Origin of the sequence: Epilithonimonas arachidiradicis (assembly GCF_003610695.1) — a bacterium.
Classification (GTDB): domain Bacteria; phylum Bacteroidota; class Bacteroidia; order Flavobacteriales; family Weeksellaceae; genus Epilithonimonas; species Epilithonimonas arachidiradicis.
The window spans coordinates 261,211-275,229 of record NZ_RAQH01000004.1 but is presented as its reverse complement, the minus strand read 5'-3'; the positions used below and the strand labels follow the sequence as shown (position 1 = coordinate 275,229).

General features: G+C 36.7%; 16 protein-coding genes. 10 read left to right on the top strand and 6 right to left on the bottom strand.

Annotated features, from left to right (window positions below; translation table 11 throughout):
• Positions 1 to 127 precede the first annotated feature (127 nt).
• The gene (locus tag BXY58_RS08985; RefSeq protein ID WP_229728415.1) at positions 128 to 772 is read right to left on the bottom strand and encodes a YiiX/YebB-like N1pC/P60 family cysteine hydrolase; all 645 of its coding nucleotides are present in this window, start codon (positions 770 to 772) and stop codon (positions 128 to 130) included.
• Complete coding sequence (locus BXY58_RS08980; protein WP_120213519.1) at positions 750 to 1,205, bottom strand: DUF1801 domain-containing protein; 456 nt, start codon at positions 1,203 to 1,205, stop codon at positions 750 to 752. Before BXY58_RS08980 ends, BXY58_RS08985 begins: the two co-directional genes overlap by 23 nt.
• Positions 1,206 to 1,438: 233 nt before the next feature.
• On the opposite strand from BXY58_RS08980, the gene BXY58_RS08975 reads away from it, so the two are divergent.
• The 6 genes from BXY58_RS08975 (at position 1,439) to BXY58_RS08950 (ending at position 6,254) form a co-directional block, all read left to right on the top strand.
• Positions 1,439 to 2,647 (top strand): pyridoxal phosphate-dependent aminotransferase, encoded by a 1,209-nt coding sequence (locus BXY58_RS08975; protein ID WP_120213518.1) that lies wholly within the window; start codon positions 1,439 to 1,441, stop codon positions 2,645 to 2,647.
• A gap of 116 nt (positions 2,648 to 2,763) precedes the next feature.
• Positions 2,764 to 3,207 carry a hypothetical protein gene (locus tag BXY58_RS08970; protein ID WP_120213517.1) on the top strand — a complete coding sequence of 148 codons (444 nt, stop codon included), beginning with the start codon at positions 2,764 to 2,766 and terminating at the stop codon, positions 3,205 to 3,207.
• Complete coding sequence (murB, locus tag BXY58_RS08965; protein ID WP_120213516.1) at positions 3,207 to 4,226, top strand: UDP-N-acetylmuramate dehydrogenase; 1,020 nt, start codon at positions 3,207 to 3,209, stop codon at positions 4,224 to 4,226. The genes BXY58_RS08970 and murB overlap by 1 nt, the downstream gene beginning before the upstream one ends.
• Before the next feature lie 65 nt (positions 4,227 to 4,291).
• On the top strand, positions 4,292 to 4,993 hold the full coding sequence (locus BXY58_RS08960; RefSeq protein WP_120213515.1) for a DsbA family oxidoreductase: 702 nt from the start codon (positions 4,292 to 4,294) through the stop codon (positions 4,991 to 4,993).
• A gap of 23 nt (positions 4,994 to 5,016) precedes the next feature.
• Positions 5,017 to 5,820, top strand: coding sequence for a pyrroline-5-carboxylate reductase (proC, locus tag BXY58_RS08955; RefSeq protein WP_120213514.1), 804 nt, complete (start codon positions 5,017 to 5,019; stop codon positions 5,818 to 5,820).
• A 2-nt stretch (positions 5,821 to 5,822) separates the two neighbouring features.
• Entirely contained in the window at positions 5,823 to 6,254 is a 432-nt protein-coding gene (locus tag BXY58_RS08950) for a GNAT family N-acetyltransferase (protein ID WP_120213513.1), read from the top strand.
• Here the strand turns inward: BXY58_RS08950 and BXY58_RS08945 are convergent.
• Entirely contained in the window at positions 6,235 to 6,675 is a 441-nt protein-coding gene (locus BXY58_RS08945) for a VanZ family protein (protein ID WP_120213512.1), read from the bottom strand. The genes BXY58_RS08950 and BXY58_RS08945 overlap by 20 nt on opposite strands.
• 93 nt (positions 6,676 to 6,768) lie before the next feature.
• Here BXY58_RS08945 and BXY58_RS08940 point away from each other — a divergent pair, with 93 nt between their 5' ends.
• Positions 6,769 to 8,970, top strand: coding sequence for a RelA/SpoT family protein (locus BXY58_RS08940; protein WP_120213511.1), 2,202 nt, complete (start codon positions 6,769 to 6,771; stop codon positions 8,968 to 8,970).
• Between the two features lie 60 nt (positions 8,971 to 9,030).
• Complete coding sequence (gene nhaA, locus BXY58_RS08935; protein ID WP_120213510.1) at positions 9,031 to 10,185, top strand: Na+/H+ antiporter NhaA; 1,155 nt, start codon at positions 9,031 to 9,033, stop codon at positions 10,183 to 10,185.
• Here the strand turns inward: nhaA and BXY58_RS08930 are convergent.
• Complete coding sequence (locus BXY58_RS08930; protein WP_120213509.1) at positions 10,182 to 11,123, bottom strand: YihY/virulence factor BrkB family protein; 942 nt, start codon at positions 11,121 to 11,123, stop codon at positions 10,182 to 10,184. The genes nhaA and BXY58_RS08930 overlap by 4 nt on opposite strands.
• 30 nt (positions 11,124 to 11,153) lie before the next feature.
• Here BXY58_RS08930 and rlmH point away from each other — a divergent pair, with 30 nt between their 5' ends.
• Positions 11,154 to 11,627 carry a 23S rRNA (pseudouridine(1915)-N(3))-methyltransferase RlmH gene (gene rlmH / locus BXY58_RS08925; RefSeq protein ID WP_120213508.1) on the top strand — a complete coding sequence of 158 codons (474 nt, stop codon included), beginning with the start codon at positions 11,154 to 11,156 and terminating at the stop codon, positions 11,625 to 11,627.
• A 40-nt stretch (positions 11,628 to 11,667) separates the two neighbouring features.
• Here rlmH and BXY58_RS08920 read toward each other — a convergent pair whose 3' ends face one another.
• Together BXY58_RS08920 and BXY58_RS08915 are read right to left on the bottom strand one after the other, a co-directional pair.
• Positions 11,668 to 12,222 carry a phosphatase PAP2 family protein gene (locus tag BXY58_RS08920; protein ID WP_120213507.1) on the bottom strand — a complete coding sequence of 185 codons (555 nt, stop codon included), beginning with the start codon at positions 12,220 to 12,222 and terminating at the stop codon, positions 11,668 to 11,670.
• 3 nt (positions 12,223 to 12,225) lie between these two features.
• Positions 12,226 to 12,549: a Sec-independent protein translocase subunit TatA/TatB gene (locus BXY58_RS08915; RefSeq protein WP_120213506.1), complete on the bottom strand. Its 324-nt coding sequence runs from the start codon at positions 12,547 to 12,549 to the stop codon at positions 12,226 to 12,228.
• A gap of 154 nt (positions 12,550 to 12,703) precedes the next feature.
• On the opposite strand from BXY58_RS08915, the gene BXY58_RS08910 reads away from it, so the two are divergent.
• Complete coding sequence (locus tag BXY58_RS08910; RefSeq protein WP_120213505.1) at positions 12,704 to 13,954, top strand: chloride channel protein; 1,251 nt, start codon at positions 12,704 to 12,706, stop codon at positions 13,952 to 13,954.
• Positions 13,955 to 14,019: the final 65 nt, after the last annotated feature.

Below are 14,019 nucleotides of genomic sequence, written 5' to 3'. Positions count from 1 at the left end.
AAATGTTTTATTTGGGATTACACATCATAATATGAGAGAATATGCTTATCATTTAATTCTAAATCTATTGCAAATATAGAAATTATTTAATTCCCACCAAATAAGTATGAATTAAATTTAAAAAAATTTATTTCAGCTCTCCTACTTTGTAAACTTTGTTGGATGCAGCAAGACCATTGGGATTACATCCAGGTTCACCCTCAGGAACTTTTAGGTTTTTGTCCTGATAAAACTTTTCCCAGAAAGCATTGGTCTTTCCTGTTTTAGGGTCAACGAAGGTCATTGGCTCCAATTGGAAGATCTGATTATCCCGGAATGCTCTTTCAACAAAATCTGAGCAGTAAAATGAATTATCATCCAGAATATAATTGAAGTTATAAGGCTTTCCAATCAACGATTCAGCTTTAGAAACTGAAGCCGGAATGGATGATTTGAATGCCGATTTCAAGCGATACACGTCGATAGCTCGTCCGGATTTGGTTTGTTCTTTTAAGAAATGATTGAGCTTTTGTTTTTGTGAACCGCCTTTTGGCGCAGCGTGAAGCACATATAGATGATGTTCTTCTTTTTTCACGATCCCGATATGATCATACGATGTTTTCTTTTCTGTCTGTGTGACATTATTAATTGCTCCAGACAGCCCAGAATCCACAGATGGGACAAAAAGTAAATCACCGTTTTCCAAAATCGAAATATTGTAAGTTTTGCAGCTTGTTAAAAAAAACAGCGCAAAAATACAGCAAAGTAAATTACTTTTTGAAATTTTTCTCATAAGTTGCAATCCATTCATCCACAGTGATTTTCGAACATAACTCTCCCATTAATTCGAATGGAATATCTTCCATCTTTTTGAAACGGATACAGGATTTGCCCATATCCAATTTCTTTTTGGAATGTTTTGGAAACTCTCCTACAAACCAATCCAAAAGTTTTGGATCCGCATAAATGCCCATATGATAAAACGCCACAAAATTCTTTTGAGAAGCCACACTGATGAAAGGAAGCGGTGTATTTTTCGCACAATGATAACCTGCAGGATACGTTTTCAAAGGAACACACCAGGTTGCCATTCCGTATTGCATATTCTGTTGAAAACCTTTCGGAAGATTACTGTCAACAGTTTCCAAAAGCTCTCTAAAAGCTTCTCGTCTTTCCTCAGGAATCTGGGAAATATATTCTTCTATGGTATCAACAAAAATCTGCATATGATTATTTATTAAAGTTTATCGCAAAGTCACAAAAAACGAATTAAAATTCAATTATTATTAAGTCACAAAGCTTTTTATTATTAAAAAAAAATCGGCGACTTAAAAAATACGATAATTGATAAAATCCAGCGCCTTTGCGATTAAATAAAATCCAATTATTTCAAATCAAAAGTACTAATTTTTTTGTTGAAAAATTAAAGCTTATTTTTGTACTCCAAAGTCAAGAAACAATGCCGAAAATATCGCAAAGAGCGCAGCATATGCCTGCATCTCCCGTTAGAAAATTAGTCCCTTTTGCCACTGCAGCTAAACAGAAAGGAATCAAAGTTTATCATCTTAACATTGGTCAGCCAGATATCGAAACGCCTGAAACTGCTTTGAATGCTGTAAAAAATATCGACCTCAAAGTTTTGGAATATGCCTTATCAGAAGGTAATATCGAATACAGAAAAGCTTTGACCGACTATTATCATTCTTTAGGATTTACAGATCTAACACCTGATAATTTCATTGTAACCAACGGTGGTTCGGAAGCTTTGAATTTTGCAATTTCCACGCTTTGCGATGACGGAGACGAGATCATTATTCCGGAACCTTATTATGCGAACTATAATGGATTCGCCGGAACTTTCAATATTAACGTTGTAGCAGTTCCTTCTACTATTGATACAGGATTTGCTTTGCCTTCAATTGAAGAATTTGAGAAAAAAATCACGGATAAGACCAGAGCCATTGTCGTTTGTAACCCCGGAAATCCGACAGGTTACCTCTATTCAAGAGATGAACTTCAAAAGCTTGCCGAGATTGCAAAGAAACACGACATCGTGATTATTTCGGACGAGGTTTACAGGGAATATGTTTACGACGGCGAAAAACAGATCTCGATGTTAGAATTCCCGGAAGTTGCGGAAAACGTTATCGTTATTGATTCCGAGTCTAAAAGATATTCGATGTGTGGGGCGAGAATCGGTTGTATGATCACCCGTTCCAAGAAAATCCACGATGCTGCCATTCTTTTTGCACAGGCCAGATTGAGTCCTGTTCTTTTAGGTCAGATTGCAGCCACTGCTGCTCACAAAAATGATGCGGAATATATTGCCAAAGTAAGGGAAGAATACACCAGCCGAAGAAATCTTTTGGTAGAACTGTTGAATGAAATTCCCGGCGTGATTTGTCCAAAACCAAAAGGTGCTTTCTATTGTGGTGTAGAATTACCGGTTGATGATTCTGACAAATTCGCTCAGTGGCTTCTGGAAAGCTATTCCAACAACAACGAAACCGTTATGGTTGCCCCAATGGGAGGATTTTACAGCAATCCGGAATTGGGTAAAAAGCAGGTAAGAATCGCTTATGTTCTGAAGCAGGAAGACCTTAAAAGAAGTGTTGAGCTTCTGAAAGATGCAATTGAAAAATACAGAGCTGAGTTTGGTTTGAATTAATTTCAATTCCAAATTCTTCGTCAAAGCCACATAGAAAAAATAGTTTTAAAATCTCTTAAAAATTAAAATTTCTATGTGGTTTTATCATTAAATTTACATCAATCTTAAAATTAATTATGATGAAAATATTAAAAATCGGGTTTATACTTTCTGTCCTTGCAATGCTTCTGATCAATTGCAAAACTTCTGCACAGAAAACAAATATAACATCAGTTTCGTATACGCACACAGCCGGAAGAGGCGGCCGCTCTTTCATCAATGCAACCAAAGATTCCCTGGAATCGAATAAAACCGGTGGAAGATTTGAAGATTACCCTGTCTTCAAAAAGAAAATCAATCAAAAAGATTGGGACAAAATCGTTGCAGACATCAACATTTCTCTTTTGGAAAAAACCAAAAGCGGAAAAGCACGCGGCCATTATGATGGTCCGGATGATATTTTCCGAATCACAACAACTGATAAAGAGTATGAATTAATCAACGTCCCGGAAGGTTCCGAAGGTTATAAACAAATCGAAACCCTTAAAAATAATCTCGAAAATCTTCTTAAAAAATATTAATGTCAATCCAAGAAAACGTTTCTTTAAAACCATACAACACATTCGGAGTTGAGGTTTCAGCCCGATATTTTTCAGAAGTTAATTCTGCTAAAGAACTATTAGAAAGTCTCCAATTCTCAAACACACAAGCGCTCCCAATCCTTTTCCTAGGTGGTGGAAGTAACATTCTTTTGACAAAGGACTTTGACGGATTAGTCATTAGGCTTAATCTGAAAGGCATTACTGAAAAAATCATTGATGACAATCAGGTTTTGGTGACTGCAAAAGCTGGGGAAAACTGGCATCAGCTCGTGATGTATTGTTTAGATAAGAATTATGGCGGGCTGGAAAATCTTTCATTGATTCCAGGAAATGTGGGAACGTCACCGATGCAGAATATCGGCGCTTACGGAACCGAAATCAAAGATGTTTTTGAAAGTTGTAAAGTCTTGAATCTTGAAACTTTGGAATTAGAAACATTAAACTCTGGACAATGTCAATTCGGTTATAGAGATTCGATTTTCAAACAGGCAGGAAAAGGGAAATATGTGATTCTGGAAGTCACGTTCAGGCTCAACAGAAAAGACCACAAAATTGATGTAGAATATGGTGCAATCCAGTCGGAACTTGCAAAAATGGGAATCAGTAACCCAACGATTCAGGATGTTTCCAAAGCTGTAATTAATATCAGACAAAGCAAATTACCTGACCCAAAAGTCATTGGAAATGCAGGAAGTTTCTTTAAAAACCCAACAATTTCTGCTTCACAATTCGAAAATTTAAAACAAAATTTCGAAAATATCCCTGGCTATCCGAATGGTGATTTTGTGAAAGTCCCTGCAGGCTGGCTAATAGAACAAGCCGGTTGGAAAGGCAAAAAAATCGGAAATGTAGCTTCCAACCAACTACAGGCTTTGGTCATCATCAATGCAACAGGAAATGCAACCGGACAAGAGATTTTTGATTTTTCCACGATGATTATTGATTCAGTAAAAGAGAAATTTGGAATTGAATTGGAACGGGAAGTCAATATTATTTAGTTGAAGGTTTCTGGTTGATAATTGATGGTATTTATGATTCTGAAAAACATTTAAAATAAGAAAAAATGAAAGTAGATATCTGGAGCGATACGCGTTGTCCGTTTTGTTTTATTGGAAAAAAGAATTTTGAAAAAGCCCTTCGGAAGTTTGTTCAGAATGATCAGGTTGAAGTCAATTGGCATTCGTTTCAATTGGATCCGAATATGAAAACGGATCTGTCCAAAAATCATTACGAATATCTTTCCGAAATCAAAGGTTTTCCGATGCCTCAAATAATGCAGATGCACGAGAATCTGATCCAAACAGGAAAAAATGCCGGCATTGATTTTAATTTTGATGAAGTGAAAGTTTCCAACTCTTTCAAAAGTCAAATGCTGGTTCAATTTGCCAAACAAAAAGGAAAAGCAAATGAAATGGAAGAATTGCTTTTCGAAGCTTATTTCATTTCAGGAAAAGATATTGACGATGTTGCTGTTCTTTGTGAAATTGGAGAAAAACTAGGCTTCACTGAAGAGGAAATCCAAAAAGCTGTTGAATCTCCCCATTTAGCAAACCTGGTTAATCAAGATATTTCCGCAGCCAATTCTATGGGAATAAGAGGTGTTCCTTTTTTTGTTTTCAATGAAAAATATGGTGTTTCCGGAGCACAACCAACGGATTTGTTTTCGGAAGTCCTGGAAAAAAGCTGGACAGAGTTTTCTGAAAATAATTCAAAAATCAATATCATCAACGAAGGCGATTCTTGCGAAATCGACGGGAATTGTTAAAATTTAAAACCTAAAAAACACCAATGAAAATTGCAGTTTTAGGAGCAGGAAATATGGGTTTATCATTTTCCAGATCATTTTTGAAATATGAACTGATAAAACCTCAGAACCTGCATCTGATTACAAGAAATCAAAATAAAAAGGAGAAAATAAAATCGATTTTTCCGAATTCTGAAATTTCGTCTTTTGATGAAGTTGAAAATCTAGAAGCAGACTTGATTATTATTGCTGTGAAACCTCAGGATTTTAGTTATGTCGCAGAAAATTTATCTTTCAATATACCCGAAAAATCAATGGTTTTATCAATAATGGCAGGGATCTCGATTGAAAAAATCCAGAAACTGCTCAACCATCAATCCGTTGTAAGAGCAATGCCCAATTCGCCCACTCTTCTCGGAATGGGAATCACAGGTTATACTGCTGCAGAAGGCATTTCTTTCTCCGAATTGATGAACGTTGAACGATTATTAAACTCCACAGGACGTTCTGTTTATCTGGAAGACGAAAGTCTTCTGAATGGCGTAACAGCTCTTTCCGGAAGCGGGCCAGCTTATTTCTATTACATCATCGATGCAATGATAAAAGCCGGAACAGAAATGGGAATCGATGAAAACCTTTCGAAATTATTCGTCAAGCAGACAATGCTGGGCGCTTATCATCTTATTAATAATTCTGATAAATCTTTGGAAGAACTCATAAAAGATGTCGCTTCAAAAGGCGGAACAACAGAAGCCGCCCTTAAAACTTTCGAAGAAAATCAATTGAAATCTATTCTCAAAAACGGAATTTTAGCCGCAGAAAACAGAGCCAAAGAATTAAATTCATAACAATGTATAACCAACAAGACTTTTATATCTCTACCGACAAATCCAAAATGGATATTGATATAATTCATCAATATCTGTCAGAAGAATCCTATTGGGCAAAAGGAATTCCGAGAGATATTGTCGAAAAATCGGTTGCCAATGCTTTCTGTTTCGGTGTGTTTTACAAAGACAAGCAGGTTGGATTTGCAAAAGTGATTACAGATTTTACGACAATTGCTTATTTGGGCGATGTTTTTATTTTGAATGACTATCGTGGACTTGGTCTGTCAAAATTATTAATGGAAAACATTATGAATCATCCGGAATTACAAGGTTTGAGAAGGTGGATTCTTTTAACTGCTGATGCGCACGAACTTTATAAAAAATTTGGTTGGAATAATATCAAAGATCCGGCAAGATGGATGGAAGTTCATACTAAGAATCCTTACCAATAAACCTTCTGTTCAACCATTGATATATCCAGAATCCTGTTGCCATACCAATTGTATTCAGAATAATATCATCAATATCGAAAACGCCTAGTCTTGTGAAATACTGAAGACTTTCTACGGCTATGATTGCAAAAAGAAAGTCCAGAATCAGGATCCGGAAGTTGTTGAGTTTCGGAAAGACAATTCCTAAAAACCCAAATGGAATAAACATTACGATATTACCGAAGATATTAATGATAATGGTTTTCCAAAGAATCGTGTGCTCAACAAAACCAACTGTTGAAAACATAGGAATCATCCTTACAATATTGATATCATACTGGCTTCTGCCAAATCCGAAAAACATCAGATAAAGCAAAAAAAGAGTGTAAACCGGAATCAAAATTCTGTAAACTTTCCGGAATAAAAGCCCGCAATTTTCCATTTTCAAAATCAGATTATTAGAAAAATCTGGCACAAAGATAGCTTGATAATCTGTATTAAATTTCTTATATTCGTTTGTGAGTTTACATTTTATATGATTTACGATTTAGAGAAAGAAAACAAGGAAATCCTTGCGAGATATAAAGACCTAATTTCCAATACTTACCGTACTTTGGATGAAGAGCAGAACAAGCTTATCAGAAAGGCTTTTGATATAGCTTTGGATGCTCACAAAGATCAGCGCAGAAAAACCGGAGAACCATACATCTATCATCCGATAGAAGTTGCAAAAATTGTGGCCAACGAGATTGGGTTGGGTGCAACTAGCATTGCCTGCGCACTACTCCACGATGTGATCGAAGATTCCGAATACACGTATGAAGATCTTAAAAAAATCTTTGGGAAAAATATTGCGGATATCGTTAACGGTTTGACAAAAATCTCTGTGATGAACCAGCAGAACATATCGGTTCAGTCTGAAAATTACAGAAAACTGTTGCTGACATTATCTGAAGATTTCCGGGTGATTCTCATCAAGATCGCTGACCGCCTGCATAACATGAGAACGCTGGAAAGTATGCATCCTGTAAAGCAGAAAAAAATTGCTGCGGAAACCGCTTACATCTATGCACCACTTGCTCACAGATTCGGGCTTTACAATATCAAATCTGAGCTGGAAGACCTCTCATTGAAATATAACAATCCTGATATCTATAACGAGATTGTTGGTAAATTGGAAATCGCCAAAGAAGGCCGCGAAAAATATGTTGAGGAGTTTACCAAAGAAGTTTCTGAACAGCTGAAAGAAGAAGGACTCAATTTTACCATAAAAGGCCGTGCGAAAGCCATCAGTTCAATTTATCGTAAAATGCAGAAACAGAATGTGACTTTTGAGGAAGTTTTTGATAATTACGCCATCAGAATCATTTATAAATCTGATCCGAGAAATGAGAAATTCCTTGCCTGGAAAATCTATTCTATCGTCACCGACCTTTATCAAAGTAATCCTTCCCGAATGCGCGACTGGATTTCTCAACCGAGATCTACTGGCTACGAAAGTTTGCACCTTACCGTAATGGGTCCTGATAAAAAATGGATCGAAGTCCAAATCCGCTCCGAGAGAATGGATGACATCGCAGAAAAAGGTGTTGCTGCCCACTACAAATACAAAGAAGGTTACCGGAAAAATAGTGATGATCAGCGGTTTGAAAATTGGGTTTCAGAGATCCGGGAAGTTTTGGAACAACAGCAAAACCTTTCTACATCCGAACTTCTTGATAACATTAAACTTAATCTCTACTCCAAAGAAGTTTTTGTCTTCACGCCAAAAGGGGAAATCAAGATTTTGCCGACTGGCGCCACAGCATTGGATTTTGCGTTCTCTGTTCACACTGATTTGGGAATGAAATGTCTCGGAGCTAAAATCAATGGAAAACTGGTTCCAATCAGTTACGTGTTGCAAAACGGCGATCAGATCGACATTCTTTCGTCACAGAACCAAAAACCTAAAGCGGATTGGCTGGAGTTTGTAGTCACTTCCAAAGCCAAATCTAAAATTAAGAATATCCTTAATTCAGAAAAAAATCAGCATACAGCAGAAGGGAAGGAAATTCTGCAAAGAAAAATGCGCCACGCCAAACTGAATTTTAATGATGACGAAATCAATGGCTTGCAAAAATTCCTGAATCTGAAAACTTCCCAGGATTTGTTTATCGGTTTCCAGAACGGGACTTTCGATATTGGTGATATCAAAAGATATTCTGACAAAAAAAGTATTCTCAGCAATATTTTTAACCGTTTCCGAAAATCGTCCAACAAGGAAGAATATGTTGAGAAAGTTGACTCCAACCTGGATATGATCGTCTTTGGAAAAGATGAAGAAAAACTGAATTATACCTTTGCTAAATGCTGCACAGTGATTCCTGGTGATAAAATTTTCGGATTCATTACGATTTCTGACGGTATCAAAGTGCATAATGATAACTGCCCGAATGCTATCAACCTGAGAGCTAATTATGATTATCGCGTTCTGCAAGCGAAATGGGTAAACGCAGAAAGCTTTAAAAACAGAATCAAAATCGAGATCGAAGGGCTTGACAGGATGGGAATGATCAATGACATCACTGCTGTGATCAGTAATAATATGAATATGGATATGAAGAGTATGAGCATTGCTTCTAATGACGGAATTTTCACAGGAAATATCAACCTGGAAGTCAGAAACAAAAGCCAGCTGGAAGAGACTTTTAAACAGCTTAAAAACATCAATGGCGTTTCTAAAGTGAAGCGAGTTTAAGAATTTTTTAAACTTTTATTTTCAAGATTAATTTTTAGATTCCTCGTATATTTGCCTTATATGGAGCTATCACAGTATTTTCAGAAATTTTTTCATAACAGCAAAACTTCCGGGACTCTTTTGATTATTTGTGTTTTGATTTCACTACTAATCGCCAATACATCTCTGGCAGAAAATTTTCAAAATCTTCTTGATTCGAAAATAGGAACAGAACTATTCCATCTCAATTATTCCGTTTCGGTCTGGATTAATGATGGATTAATGGCGGTTTTCTTTCTTTTGGTTGGACTGGAAATCAAGCGGGAATTGCTGGAAGGCGAATTGTCCGACATCAAAAAAGCAAGTCTTCCGATTTTTGCTGCGCTTGGTGGGATGTTGGTTCCGGCAATAATCTATTTTGCTTTCAATCATAATACCGATTACAAAAATGGCTGGGCCATCCCAATGGCAACTGACATTGCGTTTTCGCTTGCTATAATTTCATTGTTGGGAAAAGGTGTCCCTAATTCTTTGAAAATCTTCCTAAGCGCTCTGGCAATTGTTGATGATTTAGGAGCAATTATCGTCATAGCATTATTCTATACAGATTCTATAGATTGGATTTCTTTGGGAATCTGCGGCGGAATAACAGCTTTACTAATTATTCTCAACAGAGTCGGAATTACAAAGATCATCTTTTATATTATTCCGGGATTATTTCTATGGTATTTTATGCATCATTCCGGGATCCATGCAACGATAGCCGGCGTCATACTGGCTTTTACCATTCCTACCAATATTTCTACAACCGAGATTTCGCCATTAGAAAAATTAGAACAAAAACTTCATATTCCTGTCAGCTTTTTAATTATGCCGTTATTCGCTTTAGCAAATACCAATATTACTTTTCAGTCCGAAATATTTGCTCATTTTATCAGTCCATTGAGTCTGGGAATCATCTTCGGATTATTTGCGGGAAAAGTTTTAGGCATCAATTTGTTTTCCTTTCTAGCCATTAAACTGAAATGGGGAAAAATGCCTGCTTTATCTGCCTGGAAAGAAATGATTGGTGTTGGATTCTTGGCCGGAATCGGTTTTACAATGTCAATTTTCGTATCGCTTTTAGCTTTTCCAAATGAAATCGAAACTCAGAATATTTCCAAAATCAGTATCCTCTTTGCCTCTGTCATATCAGGAATTACTGGTTATTTGATTTTAAAATTGAAACGAAATTAGGAATCGATCATTTCGGTAGAATTCATTTCTTCACGAACTAACTTTTCCAATTTAACTTTTTTGATTGCGAGATTCAGTTCATTACCCATCAATACCAAAAAAACGTTCACATTCACCCAAACCATTACCAAAATAATGGATCCGATGGAACCATAAAGCACATTGTATCTTGCGATATTGGCAACATATAATGCAAAAAAGTAAGTCAACAGAACAAATAACACGGTTGTTAATACTGCGCCCGGAACAGCTTCCCGTAGTCTTGTAATCTTCAGACAGCCAACCCAGTAAAACAGTGTCAACAAGATAAAATAGAATATTGGAAACGAGATGAATCCAATAATCTTCGTCAGGTTTTTGGTAAACCAGCTGATGTCATACGTCGGTGTAAAAAGCTTCAGAACAACTTCACTATAATAAATTCCAAAAATAGAGAGACAAACCAGGGTTAAAAAACAAATCGTCACAAGCATTGCCAAAGCATATTCTTTTACAAATCCTCTCTGCAATTCCGTATTTCTGTTGAATCCGTTGATCAGGGTAAAACATCCATTGGTGGCAAATACAAACGACAATAGTATGGTAAGGTTGCTAAGAGATTTCATATTTGGGATGATATTTTCCTGGATGTAAGTGGTCACATCGCTCTGCATATGGGACGGGAAAATCCTTGGCATCAAAACCTCAAAAATATAAAACTGAAGCTTATCGTAATGCGGCATAAAGGGCAAAACCGACAAGAAAAACAAAATCATCGGGAATAGACTTAGGAAAAAGTTCCAGGAAATACTGGCAGCCTGCTTTCCCAAAGGATTTTTAAAAATCGCATCTGTGTAAATTGTCAACATTTTCCACAAAGAAATTCCTAAAACCGGGATATGGATTCCGTCGAAAAAGTTTTCGATTCTGAGAAAAAAACCTCGTATTTTTTTTGCCATTCATTTATCTTTGCCTCACAAATATACTAAATGCGTATCAATTTGATCTGTATCGGGAAAACGGATGATAAAGAAATTGTTTCTCTTATCAAGTATTATCTGCCGAGAATCCCCAAACACTGGAACTTTGAATTGCTGGAAATTCCGGATGTAAAAAATGCCAAAAACCTGAATCCGGACCAATTGAAAAAAGAAGAAGCCAAGCTATTTCAAAACCAAATTGATCCGTCGGACTTCGTTATTCTTCTGGACGAAAAAGGCAAACAGTTCACCAGCCGCGAGTTTTCCGAAAAAATAGATTTCTGGATGGGAAGTTCCGTGAAAAAAGTCAATATTTTGATTGGTGGTGCTTATGGTTTTTCGGAGGAGATCTACCAACGTTCGAATGAGAAAATCTCTCTGTCCAAAATGACTTTTACACACCAAATGATTCGGTTATTTTTTGTGGAACAGATTTATAGAGCAGCAACAATTTTGCAAGGGAAACCTTATCATAATGATTAGATGTTAGATGTTAGATGTTAGATGTTAGCAAAATTAATTTCTAATTTCTATTAACAACTTTCTTAGTTAGATTGGCTAAAACGCCACCCAAAAGAAAACCGACTGCTGCACCAAAAGCAACATCGCCGGGATAGTGTACGCCAATATAAATCCTACTATAAGAAACGATAAAAGCCCACAAAATGAGAATATAAGGAAGATATTTGTAATTCTTTCCAATCAATATCGTCAGAAAACTGAACAGAAAGAAAGCACTGGATGCATGGGCAGAATAGAATCCATATTTTCCGCCGCAGATCACAAACCGCATTTTTTCCAGTATCAATGGGTCCTGGCAAGGTCTTAACCTTTCTACACCATGTTTGAAAACACTTGCCAGCTGATCGGAAATAGTGACACCGATGGCAATAAAAATCAAAACAAATAGTAATTTTCTTCGTGGAACGGCTTTATAAACAAGATAAAGTAAAATCACATAAAATGGAATCCAAAACCACTTTCCTGTTACCAACAGCCAAAATGGATCGAATGTAGAACTCCCCAATCCATTGAGAAATAACAGCAATTGTTGATCGAGAGAAATCAGTTCGTTCATAGGTTATCGGCTTACGGGACCTTCGTGTGTATCATCTTCGGAAAGATCTATTTTAGGCATTTCTTGCTTGAGAAAAGCTTCGTTTTTTTTGTCCGCTAACGGATTAAATTCCTGCGCAGACTGCTTCACTTTTTCGATCTCTTTTTTGATTTCGGAAACAGGGTTGTCTGCTTCCTTCATGATTTCGGTTTTGATATCATCTACTGCGCCGCGCATTTTACGGACACCTTCGCCCAGACCTCTAGCGATCTCGGGTAATTTATCTGGTCCGAATAAAACTACAATTGCCAGAGCAATCATCAGCATTTCTCCAATACTCAATTCCATTTGGCAAAATTAAGAAAGATTTAGAGAATTGATACAGAGAATTTTATTAATTTTTACTTAAAAATAACATAGAAATAGATTCTCGATTCAAAAACAACGCATTCTTTTATCAAATATTTTTGCCGTAAATTTATGACTCGTAAGAGATTGAGCAATGAAAAGACAGAAAGTGCAAGCGCACAATTATTTCAAATTAATTATTTCATCATTATTCATCGGCATTATCGCATCCATTTTAGGATTAACACTCAAGAAAATCACAGAGCTTTGCCAGGAACATATATTTGAATTTGCTGAAAAAACTAATGCTTACCTGTTTATCATTCTGCCAACAATTGGGATTACTGCCATCTATTTTCTGAGAAAGTATCTTTTCAAAAACAGGAAAAACAAAGGCATTACCGAGATCTACAAAACAGTGGATCAGAGAAAGGATCATCTGCCGTTTTTCAAAATACCCTCTCATTATATCAACGGATTCCTGACCGTTATTTTTGGTGGTTCTACCGGAATCGAGGTTTCTACAGTGGTTGCCACCGCTACAGTTGGCAATTCTGTTTACGAAAAACAGTTTGCTGCTAATGTTTACAAGCTGGAATTGATTTGTGCCGGCGTTGTGGCTGGTGTTGCTGTTCTTTTCGGAAATCCTCTCGTCGGTTGCCTTTTTGCGTTGGAAGTAATCGCCAGAAAAATCAACAAAACATTATTGATCAGTTGTGTTTCTGCCGCTGTGGTGGCTTGGGTATTCCTTCACTTTTTCCCTTCGAAACCTTTGATTAGTTTACCTGTCAGGGAATGGAATTGGGTGGCTGTTCCATTTATGATTATACTGAGTTTGATCAGCGGAACCTTATCTGTTTACTTTACATTATTGGTAATCAAAATCAAAAATTTCTTTTCCGGAATTCATAACAACTTTCTGAGAGTTAATCTGGGTGCATTAGCTGTTGGCGGGTTGATTTGTCTATTTCCGTTTTTATATGGTGACAGTTACCATTCTTTGAACGCGTTGATTGGTCATCCTCAGAACTACTCGGTTTTATTTATATTAGCTCTGGTTCTTTTAAAACCTTTGGCATCATCACTTACCTTGGGAGCTGGCGGTGACGGCGGTGTTTTCGCACCGAGCATTGTTGCCGGAGCATATCTGGGATTAGCTTTTGCGATTATTTGCAATACATTTTTTGGAACCACACTGGTGTATCTCAATTTTGCATTGGTTGGCATCGCAGCCACTTTGTCCGCTGCTGTCTATGCACCTTTTACAGCATTGATTCTTACCTGCAGTTTGGTTCCCAACGGTTATGAATTATTTTTTCCGATTCTTCTAGGAAGTCTGATAGCTAAAAAAACAGCAGAAAAAATCATTCCTTACAATGTTTACACTTACGTTCCAAAATCTTAAGATTAATATTCTTGCAATCGCGCAGATTTTATAGATTTATTTTATGATCTACTGAATTTGCCCAA

Excerpts from the sequence above, each read along its gene's own strand:
- BXY58_RS08915 (WP_120213506.1), bottom strand. The coding sequence starts at position 12,549 with ATGGAATTGAGTATTGGAGAAATGCTGATGATTGCTCTGGCAATTGTA.
- BXY58_RS08970 (WP_120213517.1), top strand. The coding sequence starts at position 2,764 with ATGATGAAAATATTAAAAATCGGGTTTATACTTTCTGTCCTTGCAATG.
- BXY58_RS08960 (WP_120213515.1), top strand. The coding sequence starts at position 4,292 with ATGAAAGTAGATATCTGGAGCGATACGCGTTGTCCGTTTTGTTTTATT.
- BXY58_RS08910 (WP_120213505.1), top strand. The coding sequence starts at position 12,704 with ATGAAAAGACAGAAAGTGCAAGCGCACAATTATTTCAAATTAATTATT.
- murB (WP_120213516.1), top strand. The coding sequence starts at position 3,207 with ATGTCAATCCAAGAAAACGTTTCTTTAAAACCATACAACACATTCGGA.
- nhaA (WP_120213510.1), top strand. The coding sequence starts at position 9,031 with ATGGAGCTATCACAGTATTTTCAGAAATTTTTTCATAACAGCAAAACT.
- BXY58_RS08945 (WP_120213512.1), bottom strand. The coding sequence starts at position 6,675 with ATGGAAAATTGCGGGCTTTTATTCCGGAAAGTTTACAGAATTTTGATT.
- BXY58_RS08975 (WP_120213518.1), top strand. The coding sequence starts at position 1,439 with ATGCCGAAAATATCGCAAAGAGCGCAGCATATGCCTGCATCTCCCGTT.
- proC (WP_120213514.1), top strand. The coding sequence starts at position 5,017 with ATGAAAATTGCAGTTTTAGGAGCAGGAAATATGGGTTTATCATTTTCC.
- BXY58_RS08980 (WP_120213519.1), bottom strand. The coding sequence starts at position 1,205 with ATGCAGATTTTTGTTGATACCATAGAAGAATATATTTCCCAGATTCCT.
- BXY58_RS08940 (WP_120213511.1), top strand. The coding sequence starts at position 6,769 with ATGATTTACGATTTAGAGAAAGAAAACAAGGAAATCCTTGCGAGATAT.
- BXY58_RS08950 (WP_120213513.1), top strand. The coding sequence starts at position 5,823 with ATGTATAACCAACAAGACTTTTATATCTCTACCGACAAATCCAAAATG.
- rlmH (WP_120213508.1), top strand. The coding sequence starts at position 11,154 with ATGCGTATCAATTTGATCTGTATCGGGAAAACGGATGATAAAGAAATT.
- BXY58_RS08985 (WP_229728415.1), bottom strand. The coding sequence starts at position 772 with ATGAGAAAAATTTCAAAAAGTAATTTACTTTGCTGTATTTTTGCGCTG.
- BXY58_RS08920 (WP_120213507.1), bottom strand. The coding sequence starts at position 12,222 with ATGAACGAACTGATTTCTCTCGATCAACAATTGCTGTTATTTCTCAAT.
- BXY58_RS08930 (WP_120213509.1), bottom strand. The coding sequence starts at position 11,123 with ATGGCAAAAAAAATACGAGGTTTTTTTCTCAGAATCGAAAACTTTTTC.